General features: G+C 72.4%; 13 protein-coding genes. 6 read left to right on the forward strand and 7 right to left on the reverse strand.

Annotated elements, in window-relative coordinates; translation table 11 throughout:
- Positions 1 to 5: 5 nt before the first annotated feature.
- On the reverse strand, positions 6 to 983 hold the full coding sequence (locus ACF08W_RS10545) for an ArsR/SmtB family transcription factor (protein WP_392279068.1): 978 nt from the start codon (positions 981 to 983) through the stop codon (positions 6 to 8).
- A 103-nt stretch (positions 984 to 1,086) separates the two neighbouring features.
- Between ACF08W_RS10545 and ACF08W_RS10550 the strand changes: the two genes are divergently transcribed.
- Positions 1,087 to 2,304, forward strand: coding sequence for an MFS transporter (locus ACF08W_RS10550; protein WP_392279035.1), 1,218 nt, complete (start codon positions 1,087 to 1,089; stop codon positions 2,302 to 2,304).
- A 76-nt stretch (positions 2,305 to 2,380) separates the two neighbouring features.
- Here the strand turns inward: ACF08W_RS10550 and ACF08W_RS10555 are convergent, their stop codons facing one another.
- A complete protein-coding gene (locus ACF08W_RS10555) occupies positions 2,381 to 3,034 on the reverse strand; it encodes a disulfide bond formation protein DsbA (protein WP_385204112.1) in 654 nt (217 codons plus the stop codon).
- A 178-nt stretch (positions 3,035 to 3,212) separates the two neighbouring features.
- On the opposite strand from ACF08W_RS10555, the gene pepN (ACF08W_RS10560) reads away from it, so the two are divergent.
- The 5 genes from pepN (ACF08W_RS10560) to pepN (ACF08W_RS10580) all read left to right on the forward strand — a co-directional run bounded on the left by pepN (ACF08W_RS10560) (position 3,213) and on the right by pepN (ACF08W_RS10580) (position 15,455).
- Positions 3,213 to 5,810: an aminopeptidase N gene (gene pepN, locus ACF08W_RS10560; RefSeq protein WP_385204109.1), complete on the forward strand. Its 2,598-nt coding sequence runs from the start codon at positions 3,213 to 3,215 to the stop codon at positions 5,808 to 5,810.
- Positions 5,811 to 5,983: 173 nt separating this feature from the next.
- A complete protein-coding gene (locus tag ACF08W_RS10565; protein ID WP_392279036.1) occupies positions 5,984 to 7,891 on the forward strand; it encodes a serine/threonine-protein kinase in 1,908 nt (635 codons plus the stop codon).
- A gap of 250 nt (positions 7,892 to 8,141) precedes the next feature.
- Positions 8,142 to 11,453 carry a S8 family serine peptidase gene (locus ACF08W_RS10570; protein ID WP_392279037.1) on the forward strand — a complete coding sequence of 1,104 codons (3,312 nt, stop codon included), beginning with the start codon at positions 8,142 to 8,144 and terminating at the stop codon, positions 11,451 to 11,453.
- Positions 11,454 to 11,653: 200 nt separating this feature from the next.
- Positions 11,654 to 12,682: an aspartate-semialdehyde dehydrogenase gene (locus ACF08W_RS10575; protein WP_352275371.1), complete on the forward strand. Its 1,029-nt coding sequence runs from the start codon at positions 11,654 to 11,656 to the stop codon at positions 12,680 to 12,682.
- Between the two features lie 196 nt (positions 12,683 to 12,878).
- Positions 12,879 to 15,455, forward strand: a complete 2,577-nt coding sequence (gene pepN, locus ACF08W_RS10580) for an aminopeptidase N (protein WP_385204083.1) — start codon at positions 12,879 to 12,881, stop codon at positions 15,453 to 15,455.
- Positions 15,456 to 15,613: 158 nt separating this feature from the next.
- Here pepN (ACF08W_RS10580) and alc read toward each other — a convergent pair whose 3' ends face one another.
- The 5 genes from alc to ACF08W_RS10605 all read right to left on the reverse strand — a co-directional run bounded on the left by alc (position 15,614) and on the right by ACF08W_RS10605 (position 20,578).
- The gene (alc, locus tag ACF08W_RS10585; RefSeq protein ID WP_385204080.1) at positions 15,614 to 16,753 is read right to left on the reverse strand and encodes an allantoicase; all 1,140 of its coding nucleotides are present in this window, start codon (positions 16,751 to 16,753) and stop codon (positions 15,614 to 15,616) included.
- A 55-nt stretch (positions 16,754 to 16,808) separates the two neighbouring features.
- A complete protein-coding gene (locus ACF08W_RS10590) occupies positions 16,809 to 17,732 on the reverse strand; it encodes a LysR family transcriptional regulator (protein ID WP_392279038.1) in 924 nt (307 codons plus the stop codon).
- Between the two features lie 145 nt (positions 17,733 to 17,877).
- A complete protein-coding gene (locus ACF08W_RS10595; RefSeq protein WP_352275378.1) occupies positions 17,878 to 18,108 on the reverse strand; it encodes a hypothetical protein in 231 nt (76 codons plus the stop codon).
- A 67-nt stretch (positions 18,109 to 18,175) separates the two neighbouring features.
- A complete protein-coding gene (malQ, locus tag ACF08W_RS10600; RefSeq protein WP_392279039.1) occupies positions 18,176 to 20,332 on the reverse strand; it encodes a 4-alpha-glucanotransferase in 2,157 nt (718 codons plus the stop codon).
- Positions 20,333 to 20,578, reverse strand: coding sequence for a hypothetical protein (locus ACF08W_RS10605; protein WP_352275381.1), 246 nt, complete (start codon positions 20,576 to 20,578; stop codon positions 20,333 to 20,335).
- Between the last annotated feature and the right edge of the window lie 497 nt (positions 20,579 to 21,075).

Genomic DNA, 21,075 nt, shown 5'->3' on the forward strand with positions numbered 1-21,075 from the left:
GCCGGTCAGGGGGCGCGTCGGGCGGAGACCAGGGCGTCGCCGGTCTCCGTGCGGAAGTAGAGGACCGAACGGCCCACCCGGCGGCGGGCGGTCAGACCGCTGTCCAGGAGGATCCGGAGATGGCGGCCGACCGAGCCGAGGCCCTGGCCGGTCAGGGCCACGAGCTGAGTGGTGCTCTTCGGGGTGGCGAGGAGGACCAGGACCATGGCGCGGGCGGGGCCGAGGAGGCGGGCGAGGCTGTCCGGCACCCGCGCCCGGTCCGGGTCAGCCAGGGTGCCGGAGCAGGGGTAGACCACCGCGTACCGTTCGGCGTCGTCGTCCCAGGAGACCCAGCCCGCGTGCTGGGTGACCGGGACGAACAGCAGCCGTACGCCCGACAGTTGCTTCGTCGGGTAGTCGTGCGCGTTGATCCGCAGCCGGCCGTCGCCCAGCCATCGCGTCCCGGGGCGCAGCCCGCTCAGGGCGGCGGCCCAGCCGCCCTGGCTGAGCTGGCCGGTGCGGGCGACGATGTCCGCCTCGATGATCCGGCGGCGGCGCGGCCAGTCCGGCAGCACGGTGCGGTGCCAGACCCACTCCAGGACGTCGGCGGCGCGCTGCGCCAGGTCGTCACGGTCCAGGAGCGGGGGGAGGGGGCCGCCGCCCAGCGAGACCAGCAGGTCGGCGCGGGCGCGCCCGGGGGTGGTCGCCCTGACCGGGGCCAGCTCCTCCGCGAAGCCGGGGGTGCCCTCGCCCCGCGGGGTGGGGGTGAGGAAGTCCGCGTTCCAGTGGCCGCCGAGCCCGGCCGGTACGAGGCGGGCCGCGACCGGGTCGGCCGCCTGCCGGGCGCGGTAGGCGGGCAGATGGGCGCCGAGCCAGGCCCGTTCGCCGGGGTGCGAGGGCCGCCCGCGCTCCAGGGCGCGCAGGGCGGCGATGGTCTCGGCGAGCGGTGAGACGACGAACCGGCTCCCGGCCAGGGTGTCCGTATCGATCCGCCACAGGCCCATGGGCGCCCGCGCCTCCCCGCTCGTCGTCGACGCGGCCACCCGCACGTTTCGCCACCGCGCGAAACAGTAACGCCCGGCGCGTGCTCCCTCCGAGACTCCCCGTATGCGCACCTATCGGGAACTCTTCCGCACGCCGCAGTTCGGTCCGCTCTTCACGGTCGGCGCCGTGCAGGTGGCCGCGACGACGATGAGCGGGCTGGCCCTCGCCACCCTGGTCTACGCCGCGACCGCGTCACCGCTGCTGGCCGCCGTTTCCATGTTCGGCTCCTCGCTCGCCCAGGTGATCGGTGCGGCGCTGCTGATGTCGGCGGCGGACCGGCTGCCGCCCCGGGCCGCGACGACCGGCCTGTCCCTCGTCTTCGCCCTGGCCACCGCCGTGCTCGCCGTTCCCGGGCTGCCGCTCCCGGCGGCCTTCGCGATCATCCTGGGCCAGGGGGTGGTCGCCGCGGTGGGCGGTGGTGTGCGGTACGGGCTGCTGAACGAGGTGCTGCCCAAGGACGGTTATCTGCTGGGGCGTTCCGTGCTGAACATGTGCACCGGGCTCACCCAGATCGGCGGCTTCGCGCTCGGCGGGCTGCTGGTGGCGGCGGTCTCCGCGCGCGGGGCGCTGCTGGTCGCCGCCGCCCTGTACCTGGCGGGGGCGGCGGTCGCCCGGTTCGGGCTGGCGCGTCGGCCGCCGCGCGCGGCGGGACGGCCGACGCCCGCCGAGACCTGGCGGATCAACGCCGTGCTGTGGTCGTCGGGGCCGCGCCGCCGGACCTATCTCGCGCTCTGGGTGCCGAACGGGCTGGTCGTCGGCTGCGAGTCGCTGTTCGTGCCGTACGCGCCCGCCCATGCCGGGCTGCTCTTCGCCTGTGCGGCGCTGGGGATGCTCGTCGGGGACACGGTGGCGGGCCGGTTCGTCTCCGGCCGGGCCTGGCGGGGCCGGCTGGCCACTCCGTTGCAGTTGCTGCTGGCCGTCCCGTACCTGCTCTTCGTGGTGCGTCCGGCGCTGCCCGTGGCGTCCGCCCTGGCGGCTCTGGCCTCGGTGGGTTTCGCGGCGAGCCTGCTGTACCAGGAACGGCTGATGGAGCTGACCCCGGACGAGTTCACCGGGCAGGCGCTGGGCCTGCACTCCTCGGGGATGCTCACTCTTCAGGGTGTCGCGGCGGCGCTGGCGGGGAGCCTCGCCCAGTGGACCTCCCCGGCCGCGGCGATGACGGCGATGGCGGGGGCCTCGTTGGCGGTGACCCTGGCCCTGTCCGCGGCCGGGCGCCGGGCGGCCCGGACCACGGGCCCCCTGCCCCGCCCCTCGGCGCGGGGGGCGGCGGGAACGGGGTGAGCGCGGTGCGGGGCCGGGGCCCGCCCGGTCCCGCACCGCGCCGTGTCCGGGCGGCGGCCGACGCCGCCCGGCGGGATCAGTCGAAGACCGGGCCCTCGGTGCGGGTCCGCTTGATCTCGTAGAAGCCGGGGGTCGACGCCACCAGCAGCGTGCCGTCCCACAGCCGCGCCGCCGCCTCGCCCTTCGGGGCGGGGGTGACGACCGGGCCGAAGAAGGCGATCTGCTCGCCGTCCGCGCCGGGAACGGCGATGACCGGGGTGCCGACGTCCTGGCCGACCTTGTCGATGCCCTCCTTGTGGGAGGCGCGCAGTTCGGTGTCGTAGACGTCGGAGTCCGCGAACTTGGCCAGCTCGACGGGGAGGCCGACGTCCCGGAGGGCGCCCACGACCGCCTCGGGGGTGGCGCCCTCGCCCTGGTTGTGGAAGCGGGTGCCGAGCGCGGTGTAGAGCGGGCCGACGACGTCGTCGCCGTGCTTCTGCTGGGCGGCGACGACGACCCGGACCGGGCCCCAGCCCTTCTCCAGCAGCTCGCGGTACTCCTCGGGCAGTTCGTCGATCCGGTCCTCGTTGAGCACCGACAGGCTCATCACGTGCCAGCGGACCTCGACGTCCCGGACCTTCTCCACCTCCAGCATCCAGCGGGAGGTCATCCAGGCCCAGGGGCAGAGCGGGTCGAACCAGAAGTCGACGGGGGTCTTGCCGGTCGCGGTCGCCGCGGTGGTGTCGGACATCGTCTCTCCTCGTAAGCGTGTGCGCAGGCGTAGGCGTGATGCGCGGGAACGGTTCATGAAGCGTGATCACATCCGTGCGCGGAAACGCCGCGGGACGCACCGGTCATTCCCCTGGGCCGCGCCCGGTACCGGCATGGGAGGATCAAAGTATTCGAACGTGACACAAAGGAGTGTGCCCGTGCCCGGTGAGAACCTGTCCCGTGACGAGGCCCGCGAGCGGGCCGAGCTGCTGAGCGTCGACGGTTACGAGGTCGAGCTCGATCTGCGTTCCGCCGTCGGCGGTCCCGACGGGGGCGAGGACGCCGGTCCGCTCACCTTCCGCTCGGTGACGACGATCCGGTTCCGCAACGCGCGCGCGGGGGCCTCGACCTTCGCGGACCTGGTGGCGCCGTCCGTGAACGCGGTGACCCTGAACGGGCGGGAGCTCGACGCCGCGGCCGTCTTCGACGGGACCCGGGTGGCGCTGGACGGGCTGCCCGAGGGCGAGAACACCCTGGTGGTCGACGCGCAGTGCGCGTACAGCCGGACCGGTGAGGGGCTGCACCGCTTCGTCGACCCGGAGGACGGCGAGGTCTACCTCTACACGCAGTACGAACCGGCCGACGCCCGGCGCGTCTTCGCCAACTTCGAGCAGCCCGACCTCAAGGCCCCCTACCGCTTCCGGGTGACGGCGCCCGAGGGCTGGACGGTCTGGAGCAACGGGGCGGAGGAGTCCCGGGAGGGCGGCGTCTGGCGGTTCGCCGAGACGAAGCCGATCTCCACGTACATCACGGCGGTCGTGGCCGGTCCGTACCACTACGTGACGGACTCCTACAGTCGTACGTTCGAGGACGGCAGCACGCTGGAGATCCCGCTCGGCGCGCTGTGCCGCAAGGGCCTGGCCCGGCACTTCGACGCGGACGACATCTTCCTGATCACCAAGCAGGGCCTGGACTTCTTCCACGACAACTTCGACTACCCGTACCCGTTCGGCAAGTACGACCAGGCCTTCGTGCCGGAGTACAACCTGGGCGCGATGGAGAACCCGGGCTGTGTCACGTTCCGCGAGGAGTACATCTTCCGCGGCAAGGTGACGCGGGCGGCGTACGAGAGCCGGGCCAACGTCATCCTGCACGAGATGGCGCACATGTGGTTCGGCGACCTCGTCACCATGCAGTGGTGGGACGACCTGTGGCTGAAGGAGTCCTTCGCCGACTTCATGGGGGCGTTCTCCATGGTGGAGTCGACCCGGTTCAAGGACGGCTGGATCACCTTCGCCAACAACCGGAAGTCCTGGGCGTACCGCGCCGACCAGCTGCCGTCCACCCACCCGATCACGGCCGACATCCGTGACCTGGAGGACGCCAAGCTCAACTTCGACGGCATCACCTACGCCAAGGGCGCCTCGGTGCTGAAGCAGCTGGTGGCGTACGTGGGGCGGGACGCGTTCCTGGAGGGCGCCCGGCGCTACTTCAAGAAGCACGCCTACGGCAACACCCGGCTGGGCGACCTGCTGTCCGTGCTGGCCGAGACCTCCGGCCGGGACATGACCGCCTGGTCGCGGGCGTGGCTCCAGACCGCGGGCGTCAACGCGCTGACCCCGGTGGTGACGTACGACGCCGCCGACCGGATCACGGAGCTGGCGGTGATCCAGGAGGCGGCCGAGTCCCACCCGGAGCTGCGGCCGCACCGGGTCGCGGTCGGGCTGTACCGCCGCGCCGTCGACGGGAACCTGGTGCGGTACGCGCGCGCCGAGGCGGACGTGGCGGGGGCGCGCACGGTGATCGAGGAGCTGGCGGGGGCCGAGCGGCCCGAGCTGATCCTGGTCAACGACGACGACCTCACGTACTGCAAGGTCCGCTTCGACGAGGCGTCGCTGGCCACGCTGCGGGAGCACCTGGGCGACATCACGGACCCGCTCGCGCGGGCGCTGTGCTGGTCGGCGCTGTGGAACCTGACCCGGGACGGGCTGATGCCGGCCCGCGACTTCGTCGCGCTGGTGCTGGCCTTCGCGGGCCGGGAGTCCGACATCGGGGTGCTCCAGATGCTGCACACCTGGACCCGGACCGCGCTGGTGCAGTACGCGGCGCCCGCCTGGCGCGAGGAGGGCGGCCGGGCGCTGTCCGAGGGGGCGCTGCGGGAGCTGCGGATCGCCGAGCCGGGCAGTGAGCACCAGCTGGCGTGGGCGCGGTTCTTCGCGTCGGTCGCCGGGTCGGACGCCGACTTCCAGCTGCTGACCGGGCTGCTGGACGGTTCGGCGCGGATCGACGGGCTCGACGTCGACCAGGAGCTGCGGTGGGCGTTCCTGTCCCCGCTGGCCGCGCACGGGGTGGCCGACGCGTCGGCGATCGCGGCCGAACTGGCCCGCGACGACACCGCGTCCGGTGAGCGCCACCAGGTGCGGTGCCTGGCCTCCCGGCCGTCCGCCGAGGTGAAGGCGGCCGCCTGGGCGGACGTCGTGGAGTCGGCGGCGCTGTCCAACGCCCTGGTGGAGGCGACGATCGCGGGCTTCGAGCAGTCCTCGCAGCGGAAGCTGCTGGCTCCGTACGCGAGCCGGTACTTCGAGGCGATCGAGCAGGTCTGGGCCGACCGGTCGATCCAGATCGGGATGGCCGTGGTGCGGGGCCTGTTCCCGTCGCTCCAGGACGACCCGTCGACGCTGGCGGCGACGGACGCCTGGCTGGCCGACCACGCGGACGCGGCTCCGGCGCTGCGCCGGCTGGTGCTGGAGTCCCGGGACGACCTGGCGCGGGCGCTGCGGGCGCAGAGCTGCGACGCGGGGGCGGCCGGGGCCTGACCGGTGGGCGGGGCCGGGCCGGGGGCAGACCTCCGGCCCGGCCCCGCTCCCCCGTGCGGGACCCGCTCGCGGGTCGGCGGAAGCCTGGCCGTATCCCGCCCCTCGATTCGCGCTTCGCACCCGGCGAAATGGCTACTGTGACCCTGTGGTACCGGCGTACACAGGGGGGTTGGATGCACAGCCAGGGCACGACCGGTGAGGGCAGGGGCGACGGGCCGGGCACGGTGATCGCCGGCCGGTACAGACTGCTGCGCCGTCTCGGACACGGCGGGATGGGAGTGGTCTGGGAGGCTCTCGACACGAGCCTGGACCGGAAAGTGGCCGTGAAGGGGCTGCTCACTCCCGGCGCCGCGACCCCCGGCGCCCAGACGCAGTGGGTGAGCCGGGCCCGCCGTGAGGCCCAGGCGATCGCCAGGATCGGCCACCAGAACGTGGTCGCCGTCCACGACGTGATCGAGGACGGCCAGCAGGTCTGGATCGTGATGGAGCTCCTCAATTCGCGCTCCCTGGCGGACCTGCTGCGCGAGCAGCAGCAGCTCTCCGTGCCGCACGCCGCCCGGATCGGCCTCCAGGTGCTGCGCGGGCTGGCCGCCGTGCACGAGGCCGGGGTGCTGCACCGCGATGTGAAGCCGCACAACATCCTGTTCCGTTCCGACGGGCGCGCCCTCCTCATGGATTTCGGGATCTCCACCTTCGAGGGCGCCGTGCAGGTGACCCGGTCGCACGAGATCATCGGCACCGTCCAGTACCTCGCGCCCGAACTGCTCAGCCGCAGCGCCGAGCAGCCCCACCCGGCCACACCGGCCTCCGACCTGTGGGCGCTGGGGATCACCCTGTACGAAATGGTGGAGGGCAGGCGTCCCTTCGACGGTCACGGCAGCATCGAGATCCTGATCGCCGTACGCGAGTCGCCGATGCCGCCGCCGCGGTTCGCCGGTCCGCTCACCGCGCTGATCACGGCACTGCTGCAGAAGGACCCCCGGCAACGCCCGGACGCCGCCCGGGCGGAGGCGATGCTCCAGGAGGTCACCCGGGACTTCCCCTCCCTGGACACGCCTGACGGCCGGCAGCCCCCGGCCCCGGCTCCGGCCCTGCAGGAGCCCGGCACCGGTGCGAACGCGGTCCCCCTCCCCGGGGCGGCCACCGGCCGCAAGGGGTGGGACCGGTGGAAGGTACCGGTGTCCGTGCTCTGCACGGCACTGCTCCTGGGCGGAGTGTGGTTCGTCCGCGCGCAGTTGAGCGATTCCGGTGAGAAGAACGACGCCGTGTCGGAGAAGGACGGAAAGCCGGAGAGGTACCGGGACACGCACTCCGTGCTGAAGGTGGGCGTCAAGGCGGACCAGCCCGCGCTGAGCAAGAAGGAGGGCGGAGATTACAAGGGATTCGAGCCCGCCCTGGCCCGGCTCATCGGCACACTCATGGGGTACGACAGGGACGAGATCGAATTCGTACGGGTGACGTCCGACAACCGGGCCAAACTCACGCGGGACAGCGACCGCGTGGACATCACCCTCGCCACCTACAGCGGAGGTCCCGAACGGGCTGCGGCTGACGGAGTGGCGTTCGTGGGCCCCTATTTCAAGCCCCTGGGAGGGCTGCTGGTGCGTGACAAGGCGCACCGGAAGATCAAGGGCCTGCGCGATCTGCAGACCAACGACCCCGATGTCGAGGTCTGTACGGCGAACGGTTCGACGTACATGAAGTACATCGAAGAAAAAGGGCTCATCGCGGAGAAGCGCTTCCCGCCCAGCTACGAGGAGTGCGTCCAGGAACTGCTGAGCGACAGCACCAAGGTGTACGCGGTCGTCACGGACGATGCCATCGTCGCCGGCTACGCCGACGAGAACAAAGCCACCAGGAAGTTGCCCGATGAATTCGACGGTGGAGCGACGGGTTACGGAATCGCGATGAAACCCGGCGAGGACCTTCTGCAGAAGGAGGTGCGGGACGCCCTGTCGGAGATCCTCAAAAAGGACGGCGCCAAGGAATCGAAGTGGGAAGAACTGTACAAGGAGTACCTTCAGCCGGTCTTTCCCGGTTCTTCCACCCCGAATGCCCCGAAACTCGGCGAGTGGGGCTGACCCGGGCCTGCGGCACGGGTGACGAGGCGCGACGGCCGCGCCAGGCCGACGCGCCCCATGACGCGTCGGCACCACGGGCCTCCGGCACCACGTATTCACCTTTTGTCCCTGATGGCGCATCAGCACCGGTGGCGGAAGTCCGCCATGGCAACATCTGACCCCCTCCAACTCTCCACAAACCCCTGCCATCTGCGAAAGGGTGAGCGGTCATCCGGTACCGAATTCCGGACTCTCTCTTTTCGATCCAGGGATGCTGATGACCTCCGAAGCCCCCCGCTCCATACCCGGGGCGAGACGCACGGCCCGCGTCGTCGCGGCCGCCGGCCTGGTGGCCGCGCTGGCCGCCACCGGTGTCGCGCCCGTCTTCGCCGCCGGCACCGCCGACCCCGCTCCCGTCAAGTCCGCGGCCAAGGGCGCCGCGGCCGACAAGCTGGGCAGCCACGACGAGCAGCTCCTGGCCAAGGCCAAGGCCAAGGGCCAGAAGAACATCACGATGATGGTCGCCACCGCTCCCGGTGCGACCGCACAGGTCGCCAAGCAGCTGGACGCCGTCAAGGGCTCCGTGCTGGGGCGCACCTACGACAAGCTCGGCTACGTGCGGGCCACCGTGCCCACCGCGACCGCCGAGGCCACCATCAAGGCGGCTTCCAAGCTGTCGTCCGTCCACGGCATCGATCTCAAGCAGGAGATCATGCTGGACGACCCGACGCCCGCCGGGGACAGCACGGCCAAGGCCCGGGCCTCGGTCAAGGCGACCGGTTCCTACGCGGCGCCCGGCAAGAACACCCCGGCGAAGAACCCGTACAACCCGTCCTTCGAGACGGGCGCGGTCGACTTCGTCAAGCAGAACCCGAAGGCCGACGGCCGCGGGGTGACCATCGGCGTCCTCGACTCCGGTGTCGACCTGGGCCACCCGGCGCTGCAGAAGACCACCACCGGCGAGCGCAAGATCGTCGACTGGGTCACCGCGACCGACCCGGTCAGCGACGGTGACGGCACCTGGCTGCGGATGACGGACGCCGTGTCCGGCCCGGTCTTCACCTACAAGGGCCGTACGTACAAGGCGCCCGAGGGCGACTTCCGGATCAAGCTGTTCGCCGAGGCCGCCACCAAGGGCGGCGACGCGGCGGGCGACCTGAACCGGGACGGCGACACCACCGACGTGTGGGCCGTGCTCTACGACCCGGTCACCGGCACCACCCGCGTCGACCTGAACGACAACGCGGACTTCACCGACGACACCAAGCTGGTGCCGTACAAGGAGAAGCACCAGGTCGCCTACTTCGGCAAGGACGACCCGCGCACCGACGTCTCCGAGCGCGTCCCGTTCGTCGTCGAGAACCGCAAGAAGGTCGTCTACAACGCCGCCGGTGACACCGCCGACTACGTCAACATCGGTGTCATCGAGAGCGAGCACGGCACCCACGTCGCGGGCATCACCGCCGCGAACGGGCTGTTCGGCGGCAAGATGAACGGTGCCGCGCCGGGCGCGAAGATCGTGTCCTCGCGTGCCTGCACCTGGGACGGCGGCTGCACCAACATCGCGCTCACCGAGGGCATGATCGACCTCGTCGTGAACCGCGGTGTCGACGTCGTCAACATGTCGATCGGCGGTCTCCCGCCGCTGAACGACGGCAACAACGCCCGCGCCGAGCTGTACAAGCGGCTCGTCGACATCTACGGCGTCCAGCTGGTCATCTCGGCCGGCAACGACGGCCCGGGTGTCAACACCATCGGTGACCCCGGCCTCGCCGACCACGTCATCTCCGTCGGCGCGTCCATCTCCAAGGAGACCTGGGCCGCCAACTACGGCTCGAACGTCACCAAGAAGTACGACATGCTGCCCTTCTCCTCGCGCGGTCCGCGTGAGGACGGCGGCTTCGCGCCGATCCTGACCGCCCCCGGTGCGGCGATCAACACCACCCAGACCTGGCTGCCCGGCGGCCCGGTCAAGGAGGCGGGCTACTCGCTGCCGGCCGGCTACTCGATGCTCCAGGGCACCTCGATGGCCTCGCCGCAGGCCGCCGGTGCCACCGCGCTGCTGCTGTCCGCCGCGAAGCAGAAGCACATCGAGCTGCCCCCGGCCGACCTGCGCACCGCGCTGACCAGCTCCGCCACCCACATCAAGGACGTGCCCGCGCACGCCCAGGGCGCCGGTCTGATCAACATCGTCGACGCCTGGAAGCTGATCAAGAAGCAGGGCGCCCCGGCGAACGAGTTCTCCGTGAAGGCCCCGGTCGAGACGGTCCTCTCCAGCTACCTGAAGACCCCCGGCTTCGGCACCGGCCTGTACGACCGGGACGGCGGCCTGAAGGTCGGCCAGAAGAAGTCGTACGACGTCACCCTCACCCGCACCACGGGCGCGGACAAGGACGTCAAGCACAAGCTGTCGTGGAAGAACAACGACGGCACGTTCAAGCTGACCGGCCCCGCCTCGGTCGCCCTGCCGCTCGGCAAGCCCGTCACCGTGAAGGTGCAGGCGCAGCCGCGCACCGTGGGTGTGCACAGCGCGATCCTGGAGGTGGACGACAACAAGACCGTGGGCGTGGACCAGCAGGTCCTCACCACGGTGATCGTCTCCCAGGAGCTGGTGAAGCCGGCGTACGCGTTCAAGGCGTCCGGTTCGGTGCAGCGCAACAGCAGCACCTCGTACTTCCTGACCGTGCCGGAGGGCGCCAAGACCCTCGAGGTCGCTCTCGGCGCGCTGCGCTCGGGCAGCCAGACCCGCTTCATCTCCATCCACCCGTACGGGGTGCCGGTGGAGGACAGCGCGACGATCTACTGCTACCCGAACTACGAGAACCCGTCCAACACCTGCCGTCCGGACGTCCGCTCGTACAAGGACCCGCAGCCGGGCGTCTGGGAGATCGAGGTCGAGGCACGGCGTACCTCGCCGCTGCTGGACAACCCGTACAAGCTGGATGTCTCGCTGCTCGGTGCCACCTTCGACCCGGCGGTGCAGACCATCGCCGAGGCGAAGATCGGTACGCCGGCCGCGGTGAGCTGGAAGGCCACCAACGTCTCGGGCGACCTGGAGGGCAGCCTGAAGGGCGGCTCGCTGGGTTCGGCCAACGTCGAGAAGCCCTCGATCAAGACGGGTGACACCCAGGAGTTCACGGTCACCCTCGGTGAGGGCGTCGAGAAGCTGGACGTGGCCATCGGCAACACCTCGGACGCCAACGCCGACCTGGACCTGTACGTCTACCTGGGCGACAAGGCGGTCGGGAAGTCGACCACCGCCGGCTCCGAGGAGGCGGTCAGCCTGGCGAAGCCCGCCGCGGGCACGTACACCATCGTGATCGACGGTTACGACGTCCCGGCCGGGACCAGCACGTACGACTACCGCGACGTGTACTACGCCCCGTCGCTCGGCACGATCAAGGTCGACGAGTCGAAGGCCGTGAAGCTGGCCAACGGCGCCTCGACGCAGATCGCCGCCGAGGTCGTGGCCGCCGGTGCGGCCCCCGAGGGCCGGCAGTTCTTCGGCGAGGTCCACCTGGTGAACAGCCGCGGCACCGCCGCGGGCACCGGGAGCGTCGTGATCGAGAAGGTCACTCCGTAACGACCGGGGTGTGATCCGTACGACAGACAAGGCGGCGGGGCGGGCGCTCTACGGAGCTCCCGCCCCGCCGTCCTGTGCCCGGGTGGGCGTCCGCTGTCCACACCCCGGACAATGGACTGGACAAGAAAGCCGTGGCCACCCGCATCATGGGTGCGGCAGACGCGGCAACCGTGTCCGTTCGTACGCTCGGAGGAGTTCCTGTGAAGGTCGGAATCGTCGGCGCCACCGGTCAGGTCGGCACAGTCATGCTCAGGATCCTGGCCGAGCGGAAGTTCCCGGTCGACGAGCTGCGGCTGTTCGCCTCGGCGCGCTCCGCGGGCTCCACGATCGCGTGGGAGGGCCGGGAGGTCACCGTCGAGGACGCCTCGACGGCCGACTACACCGGTCTGGACATCGTGCTGTTCTCGGCCGGTGGCGCGACGTCGAAGGCGCTCGCCGAGAAGGTCGCCGGGCAGGGCGCCGTGGTGATCGACAACTCCTCCGCCTGGCGCAGGGACCCCGAGGTCCCGCTCGTGGTCTCCGAGGTCAACCCGCACGCGGTCGCGGACCGGCCCAAGGGCATCATCGCCAACCCGAACTGCACCACGATGGCGGCCATGCCCGTGCTGCGCCCGCTGCACAAGGAGGCCGGGCTGCGGACGCTGACCGTCGCCACCTACCAGGCGGTGTCCGGTTCCGGTGTGGCCGGGGTCGCCGAGCTGCACGGCCAGGCCACCGCGGTCGTGGCCGACGCCGAGCGGCTGACCCACGACGGCGGGGCCGTCGACTTCCCCGAGCCGGGCGTCTACAAGCGTCCGATCGCCTTCAACGTGCTGCCGCTGGCCGGCTCGATCGTGGACGACGGGTCCTTCGAGACCGACGAGGAGCAGAAGCTCCGCAACGAGTCCCGCAAGATCCTGGAGATCCCGGAGCTGAAGGTGTCCGGGACCTGTGTGCGGGTGCCGGTCTTCTCCGGCCACTCCCTCCAGGTCAACGCGGGCTTCGAGCGCCCGATCGGTGTGGAGCGGGCGTACGAGCTGCTGAAGGACGCACCGGGCGTCGAGCTCTCCGAGATCCCGACCCCGCTCCAGGCGGCCGGGCAGGACGCGTCCTACGTCGGCCGCATCCGGGTCGACGAGACGCTGGAGCACGGCCTCGCGCTCTTCGTCTCCAACGACAACCTGCGCAAGGGCGCGGCGCTGAACGCGGTGCAGATCGCCGAGCTGGTCGCGGACGAGCTGAAGGGCTGAGGTCCCGGGGACGGGCTGGAGCCCGAAGGGGCGGAGTCCGAAGGGCCGGAGCGAGGAGGGCGGCACCCACACCGGGTGGCCGCCCTTCTCCGTGCCCTCCGCGGACTCCTCCCACGCAGCGCCCCACGCCCTCCTCCCTCCGGGCACCTGGCATGGAAGGATGTGCCAAAACCTCACAATCCAAGGAGATGACCGCGTGCCTGGCACCAATCTCACCCGCGAAGAGGCACAGGAGCGGGCGCGCCTGCTGACCGTGGACGCGTACGAGATCGATCTCGACCTCTCCGGGGCGCAGGAGGGTGGGACCTACCGGTCCGTCACCACCGTGCGCTTCGACTCCGCCGAAGCCGGTGCCGAGACCTTCATCGACCTGATCGCCCCCGCCGTGCACGAGGTCGAGCTGAACGGTGAGGCGCTGGACGTGGCGGCCGTGTTCCGCGACTCGCGCATCGCGCTGCCGCGCCTGGTGGCGGGCTCCAACGAGCTGCGCGTCGTCGCCGACTGCGCGTACACCAACACCGGTGAGGGTCTGCACCGCTTCGTCGACCCGGTCGACCAGCAGGCGTACCTGTACACCCAGTTCGAGGTGCCGGACGCCCGCCGCGTCTTCGCCAACTTCGAGCAGCCCGACCTGAAGGCCACGTTCCGGTTCACCGTGAAGGCCCCGGCTGGCTGGTCGGTCATCTCGAACTCGCCGACCCCCGAGCCGCGCGACGACGTCTGGTCCTTCGAGCCGACCCCGCGCATCTCGTCGTACATCACGGCCCTGATCGTCGGCCCGTACCACTCGGTGCACAGCAGCTACGAGAAGGACGGCCGGACCGTCCCGCTCGGCATCTACTGCCGCCCGTCGCTGGCCGAGTTCCTCGACGCGGACGACATCTTCGACGTGACCCGGCAGGGCTTCGACTGGTTCCAGGAGAAGTTCGACTACGCCTACCCGTTCGCCAAGTACGACCAGCTCTTCGTCCCGGAGTTCAACGCCGGGGCGATGGAGAACGCGGGCGCGGTCACCATCCGCGACCAGTACGTGTTCCGGTCGAAGGTGACGGACGCGGCGTACGAGCGGCGCGCCGAGACCATCCTGCACGAGCTGGCGCACATGTGGTTCGGCGACCTGGTCACCATGGAGTGGTGGAACGACCTGTGGCTGAACGAGTCGTTCGCCACGTACACCTCGGTCGCCTGCCAGGCGTACGCGCCGGGCACGAAGTGGCCGAACTCCTGGACCACGTTCGCCAACTCCGAGAAGACCTGGGCCTACCGCCAGGACCAGCTGCCGTCCACCCACCCGATCATGGCGGACATCCGTGATCTGGACGACGTGCTGGTCAACTTCGACGGGATCACCTACGCCAAGGGCGCCTCGGTCCTGAAGCAGCTGGTGGCCTATGTCGGCATGGACGCGTTCTTCCAGGGCGTCCAGGCGTACTTCAAGGCGCACGCCTTCGGCAACACCCGGCTGTCGGACCTGCTGGGCGCGCTGGAGAAGACCTCCGGCCGCGACCTGAAGACCTGGTCGAAGGCGTGGCTGGAGACGGCGGGCATCAACGTGCTGCGCCCGGAGATCACCACGGACGAGAACGGCCACGTCACCTCGTTCACCGTGGTCCAGGAGGCCCCGGCGCTCCCGGCCGGCGCGAAGGGCGAGGCGACGCTGCGCCCGCACCGCATCGCGATCGGCTGCTACGACCTGGACGCCGACGGCAAGCTGGTCCGCGGCGAGCGGATCGAGCTGGACGTCGACGGCGAGCGCACCGAGGTCCCGTTCCCGGCCGGCACCGCCCGCCCGGCCGTGATCCTGCTCAACGACGACGACCTCTCGTACGCGAAGGTCCGGCTCGACGCGGAGTCGCTGGCCGTGGTGACCGAGCACCTCGGCGACTTCGCCGAGTCCCTCCCGCGCGCCCTGTGCTGGTCCTCCGCCTGGGACATGACCCGCGACGGTGAGCTGGCCACCCGCGACTACCTCTCCCTGGTGCTGTCCAGCATCGGCAAGGAGACGGACATCGGCGTCGTCCAGTCGCTGCACCGCCAGGTGAAGCTGGCGCTGGACCTGTACGCGGCGCCGGAGTGGCGCGAGGCCGGGCTGACCCGGTGGACCGAGGCGACGCTGGCGCACCTGCGCGCGGCCGAGCCCGGCAGCGACCACCAGCTGGCGTGGGCCCGCGCCTTCGCGGAGACCGCCCGGACCCCGCAGCAGACGGACCTCCTGCAGTCGCTGCTCGACGGCAAGGAGACCATCGAGGGCCTGGCCGTCGACACGGAGCTGCGCTGGGCGTTCGTGGAGCGGCTCGCGGCCGCCGGCCTGCTGCTGGAGGAGGAGATCGCCGCCGAGTACGAGCGCGACCGTACGGCGGCGGGCGAGCGGCACGCGGCGACCGCCCGTGCGGCCCGTCCGACCGAGGCGGCGAAGGCGGAGGCGTGGGCCTCGGTCGTCGAGTCCGACACGCTGCCGAACTCCCTCCAGGAGGCGGTCATCGCGGGCTTCGTCCAGACCGACCAGCGCGAGCTGCTGGCCCCGTACACGGAGAAGTTCTTCGCCTCGGTGAAGGACGTCTGGGAATCGCGGAGCCACGAGATGGCGCAGCAGGTCGCGATCGGCCTCTACCCGGCCCTCCAGGTCTCCGAGGCCACGCTGGAGGCCACCGACGCCTGGCTCGCCTCGGCCGAGCCGGGTGCGGCGCTGCGCCGGCTGGTGTCGGAGTCGCGGTCCGGCGTCGAGCGGGCCCTGAAGGCCCGGGCGGCGGACGCGGCTGCCGCGACGGCGTAAGGTAGCGGCCGTACGACAGTGAGGGGCGCCCCCCGGCGTGACGGGGGCGCCCCTCTTCTGTGTTCCGAAGCCGCGTTCCTATCCCGCGTTCCGGAGCCGAGGTGGAAACCGCCCGTCGGGCGGGCGCCGTGGCGCGGCCGTCCGACGGGCGGGAGTCGTTACGCGCGGGCCTGCTCGTAGCGTTCGGCCAGGTCGGCGGCGCCGGTCTCGGTCAGGCTGCCGTGCAGGCGCATCCGGGCGACGCCGCCGTCCGGGAAGGCGTCGAGGCGGACGTGGGTGACGATCGCCTGGGCGCGGAGCGGGAAGCGGTGCAGGGTGTCGGGCTGGAGCCGGGTGCGGGGGATGATCTCGAACCACTCGCCGGTCTCGCCGTTGCGGCCCTGGAGGGCGATCCAGCCGGCCGCGTTGCCCTTGAGGTAGGCAGTGTCGATCTCGACGGCGCGGACCGCGCCCTGGGCGGGGAGGCGGAAGCGGACCCAGTCGTTGGTGTCGCGGACCCGGCGGCGGCGGTTCTCCCAGCCGTCGTCCATCTTGCGGGAGGTGCCCGGCAGGATGATCTGGGTCGGCGAGGAGTAGAAGCGGTCCGAGGCGTCCTCGTAGCTGCCGCCGTTCAGGACCGAGAGCAGGTCGAAGGATCCGAGCGTGGCGAGCCAGGACGGGTCGGGCAGGACCTCGCCGTGGACACGGAGTCGGGCGATGCCGCCGTCGGGGTGCTGGCACAGGCGGATGTGCGTGTAGCGGCGGGTGCTGCTGATCTCGAAGCCGTTGGCGGCGTGGCCGCGTACGGGGGTGGGCGGGACGAGCTCCTCCCACTTCACGTCGGGGGCGAGCAGCTCCTCGGGGCCGGGCGAACCTTCGACGGCGGTGGCCTGGATCGAGACGCGCTGCGGGTAGTTGCCGCGGAAGTGGGCGGTGTCGACGACGATGCCCCGGATGATGCCGGGGGCACCGAGCCGGACGAGGGCCCAGTCGTGCTCGTCGGGGGCGGGGAACGGGTGCTCGGCGTCCGCGCCCCGGCGGCGGCGGGTCTCCCAGCCGTCCATGATCTTGCCCTTGTGGCCGAAGTGCTCGGGGTCGAAGACCGCGCGCTCCCGGATCAGGAGGTTCTCGCGCTGGGCGAAGAACTCGTCGTTGGCGGCGATCACGCCCGCGCCGAGGCGACGGTCGGCGAGGTCGACGAGCTCGGTGAAGGGGAGGTCGGTGGTGCGGTAGTCGGCGTACGGGTCACCGCCGCCGTACGGGGCCGCGTCGTTGGCGTGGGGGTCGTCGTGTCGGGGCTCGTTCTCGTCGAAGGTCATGGCTCCACTGTCGCCGCGAACGACCCATCAGGTCCATCGAATGTTTTTGCATCGTCTATTCAGTGGAAGTGAACGATGCGGCGGTGGCGGTGAGGGCGGCCAGGACCCTGGCCACCGCGGGGCCCCGCTCGGCGCCCTGCCGGACCGCCGCCACCACATGGCGGCGCGGCTGGTCGGCGTCGAGGACCCGCATCACCACCCCGTCCCGGCCGCGCCGCTCCGCCGAGGCCATGCGCGGGAGCAGTGCCACGCCCATGCCGGCCTCGACCATGGCGAGGATGGCCGTCCAGCCGGAGGCGCTGTGCGCCTGCTCGGGGACGAATCCGGCGGCCTCGCAGGCCGCGGTGGTGATCTGCGACCAGGGGCCGGAGCCGCCGTAGATCCACGGGTCGTCGGCGAGGTCCGCCAGCCGGAGGGCGGGGGCGGCGGCCAGCCGGTGGTGCGCGGGCAGCGCCACGTCCAGCGGGTCGGCGAGCAGCGGCAGCACCGCGAACCGGGGGTCGTGGGCCGTCGGGGCGTGGGCGGCGAGGGAGAGCGCGAGGTCGGCGTCACCGGCGGCCAGGAGCTCGTACGCCTGCCCGGCCTCCGCCTCCTGGATCCGTACGTCGGGGCCGGGGCGCGGCTCGGCGCGCAGCCGCTGGACCGCGGGGACGACGAGGGCGGGGACGGCCGTGGAGAACGCCGCGATCCGCACCTCGCCGGCCTCGCCGCGCAGATAGCCGGTCAGTTCGGCGTCGGCGCGTTCCAGTTGGGCGAAGACGACCTCGGCGTGACGCAGGACGAGGTGGGCGGCGTCGGTGAGCCGGACGCGGCGGCCCTGGGCCTCCAGGAGCGGGACGCCGAGCTGCCGGGAGAGGCTGGAGAGCTGCTGGGAGACGGCGGAGGGCGTCATCATCAGGGCCCGCGCGGTCGCGGTGACCGTGCCCCGGTCGCGCAGGGTGCGCAGGATGCGGAGCTTCTTGACGTCCCACTCGGTCATGGCCGCAGCCTACGGGCGGCGTCACGGCTCCGCGGTCGCGTCGTCCCCGCGGTCCCGCGTACCCGTGGCCTCAGGTCCCGCGTTTCCGTGTCCGGACACACGTGTGCGCCGCGTGGTGCACGCGGCGCACGGGAAGGGGTGGGCGTTACGCCTTCTTCCTGGACTTGTCCAGGACCATGACCAGGCCCGTGATGACCAGGAACAGGACGATGGGCGCGACGACGTAGAGGCCGACGGTCTCCATCGCGCTCAGGCCGGGCCCCGGGTCGTCACCGTCGTCGCGGGTGAGCGCGAGCGCGGGGGACGACATGAGCAGCATCATCAGCGTCGTTCCGGCCGCGACGGCGCCGGCGCGCATAGCGTTCTTCTTGTCCACGGTGCAAACGTAGCGAACGCCCGCGAGGGGCGCGCGCCCGGGGGTGCCGTACGGGGCCGGAACGGGGTCACCGCAGCGGCCCCGGACCGTCGTGGCGCGGGGCCGGGCCGCCGGGCCGCGGGGCGAAGAGCGCCATCAGCCGGTGGAGTCGGGGCGCGGTGGCCAGCTCCTCCAGGGTGACCGGCCGGCCCTCGGAGTCGGAGACGGGCAGCCGCCAGTTGGGGTACTGGTCCCAGGTGCCCGGGAGGTTCTGCGGGCGGCGGTCGCCCAGCGCGTCGGGCAGCCAGACGCCGACCATGCGGGCGGGGGTGCGCAGCAGGTAGCGGTGGACGGCGCGGACGGCGCCCTCCTCGTCGCTCTCGTCCTCGGGGAGCAGGCCGAGCGCGGTGAGCAGGCCCAGCCATTCGGCGGTGTCCGCCGCGTCGGCGGTCAGCTCCTCGGCGAGGGGGCGGGTGAGCAGGCCGAGGCTGTGGCGCAGGGCGACGTGTTCGCCGGTGAGCCGGGCGGCGGTGGGCGGCAGGTCGTGGGTGGTGGCGGTGGCGATGCAGTCCTCGCGCCACTGCTCGGGGGCGGACGGGCGGCCGGTGCCCGCCCAGTCGCGTTCGAACCAGAGGACGGAGGTGCCGAGCACCCCGCGCCGGGCCAGCGCCTCGCGGACGCCCGGCTCGACCGTGCCGAGGTCCTCGCCCAGGACGGCCGCGCCGGCCCGGTGCGCCTCCAGGACCAGGACGGCGAGCATCGCCTCACCGTCGTAGGAGACGTAGGCGCCCTCGGCGGGCGGGCGGCCCTCGGGCACCCACCAGAGCCGGAAGAGGCCCATCACATGGTCGATGCGCAGCGCCCCGGCGTGGGCGAGGAGCCCGCGCAGCAGTCCGCGGTACGGGGCGTAGCCGGAGGCGGCGAGGACGTCGGGGCGCCACGGGGGCAGCCCCCAGTCCTGGCCCCGGGCGTTGAAGGCGTCGGGCGGGGCGCCGACGGACATGCCGGGGGCGAGTGCGTCCTGCTGGGCCCAGGCGTCGGCGCCGCCGGGGTGCACGCCGACGGCGAGGTCGTGGACGATGCCGAGCGGCATGCCCGCGTCGAGGGCGGCGCGCTGGGCGTCGGCGAGCTGGGTGTCGGTCAGCCAGGCGAGCCAGGAGTGGAGGTCGATCCGGTCGAGCAGTCCGCGGCGGGCGCGGGCGGTCTCCGGGGAGCGCGGGTCGCGCAGCCCGGCGGGCCAGCGGTGCCAGTCGGGGCCGTGGATCTCGGCGAGGGCGCACCACAGGGCGTGGTCCTCCAGGGCCTGCCCCTGGCCGGCCAGGAAGTCGCAGTAGGCGGCGCGGCGGCCGGGGGTGAGGGGCACCCGGCGGAGGACGTCGAACGCCTGGTACTTGAGGTCGCGTACGGCGTCGCGGTCGATCAGGGCGCCCTTGTTGAGCACGGTGTCGCCGAGCGCGGCGGCGCTCTGCCGCAGGTCGTCGAGGATGCTCCGGTCCTCGGCGTGGCCGTACTCGGGGACGGACTCGACGCGCAGGTGCACGGGGTCGGGGAAGCGCCGCGAGGACGGGCGGTACGGGGAGGGGTCGGTGGGGCGGCCGGGTACGGCGGCGTGCAACGGGTTGACCTGGACGAAGCCGGTGCCGAGGGTCCGCCCCGACCAGGCGGCGAGGTCGGCCAGGTCGCCGAGGTCGCCCATGCCCCAGGAGCGGGCGGAGAGCAGGGAGTAGAGCTGGACGAGGAGGCCGTGGGTGCGCCGGGGCGGCCGGGGCGCGGCGGCCGGGGCGACGACGAGCACGGCGGACCCGCTCCGGCCGCCGGGGGCCCGGGCGGCCAGCCGGTGCACCCCGAGCGGCGGCGGGCTCCACCAGGCGGGTGGCGGCGCCTCCTCCCGGCCCGCCCCGGCCGAAGCCGCCCCGCCCGGCGGCGCCGCGACCCGCATCCGCAGCGGCGGGGCCTGGCCGCCGCCTTCGAGGGCGATCTCCAGCGTGGTGCCGGGCGGCAGGGCGGTCAGCGCCCCGGGCGGCGGTTCCCCGTCCCACACCACGACCGTCCTCGGCAGCAGCCGGGAGCGGGCGGCGGACTCGGCGGCGGCGAGCGCGTCCTGGACCGCCCCGGGCGTGGTGGCGTCCACCCCGAGCGCGCCGAGCACGGCGACGACGGTGGCGTCGGGGACGGGGGCGCCCGTGCCGGCGGACGGGGCGGAGGTGGCGACGCCGTGCAGGGCGGCGAGCCGGGACAGGCCCATTCAGACTCCTGGGTACTCCGGTCCCCCGGCACCGCTCGGCGCGACCGGTTCGCTGGTCAGCGGCGCGTGCACGGCGAGCGGGGGTTCGCTGGTGAGATGCGTGGCGTCGGCGAGCGGGGGCTCGCTGGTGAGGGGTATCGCGTCGGCGAGCGGCGGTTCGCTGGTCAGCGGGCCGGACGGCGCGGCGGCGGGCGCCGACGCCTGCGCGGGAAGGGAGAGGAGCGGGGGCTTCGCGGCTACGGGCATGGCGGCCTCCTGGCCGTGGGAATCAGGACACACGGGACACTGCGAGCCACTAGGGCTGTCTCGTGGCCCCGGCGGGCGGGCGGCGTCGGACGCGGTGCCTCGCCGCGCCGCCGGAACGTCCGCGTACCTCCGGCCCTTGGGACGTTCCTCCGCGCCACGGTGCACCGCGTCCGGCGCCGCACGCCGGTCCGTCGGGGACCACGGGACAGCCCTACCCACGAAACCGGTCGCGGACATGGCCGCCAGCACAACGAATTCAACGTCCTCCGGGTCACATTCCGCCCTTCCCGGGCCAGTTCTCCGTAAGTTGTCCGCCGATTTCGGCCATCCGGCGTCATCCTTGGCGTGCCCGGACCGGGCGGGCCGGTCGCCCCGCCCTCCGTGCGGCGCCGATCGCTTCCGGCCCCGTACCCCGCCCCACCTGCCGCAACGGTCATTCCCGGCACACCGCCCACGTACATTGACACCTTCGCCCCCGGGTGGTGGGCTCGAAGCCC

This window comes from Streptomyces sp. NPDC015144 (genome assembly GCF_043079735.1).
In the GTDB taxonomy this organism is placed as follows: Bacteria; Actinomycetota; Actinomycetes; order Streptomycetales; family Streptomycetaceae; genus Streptomyces.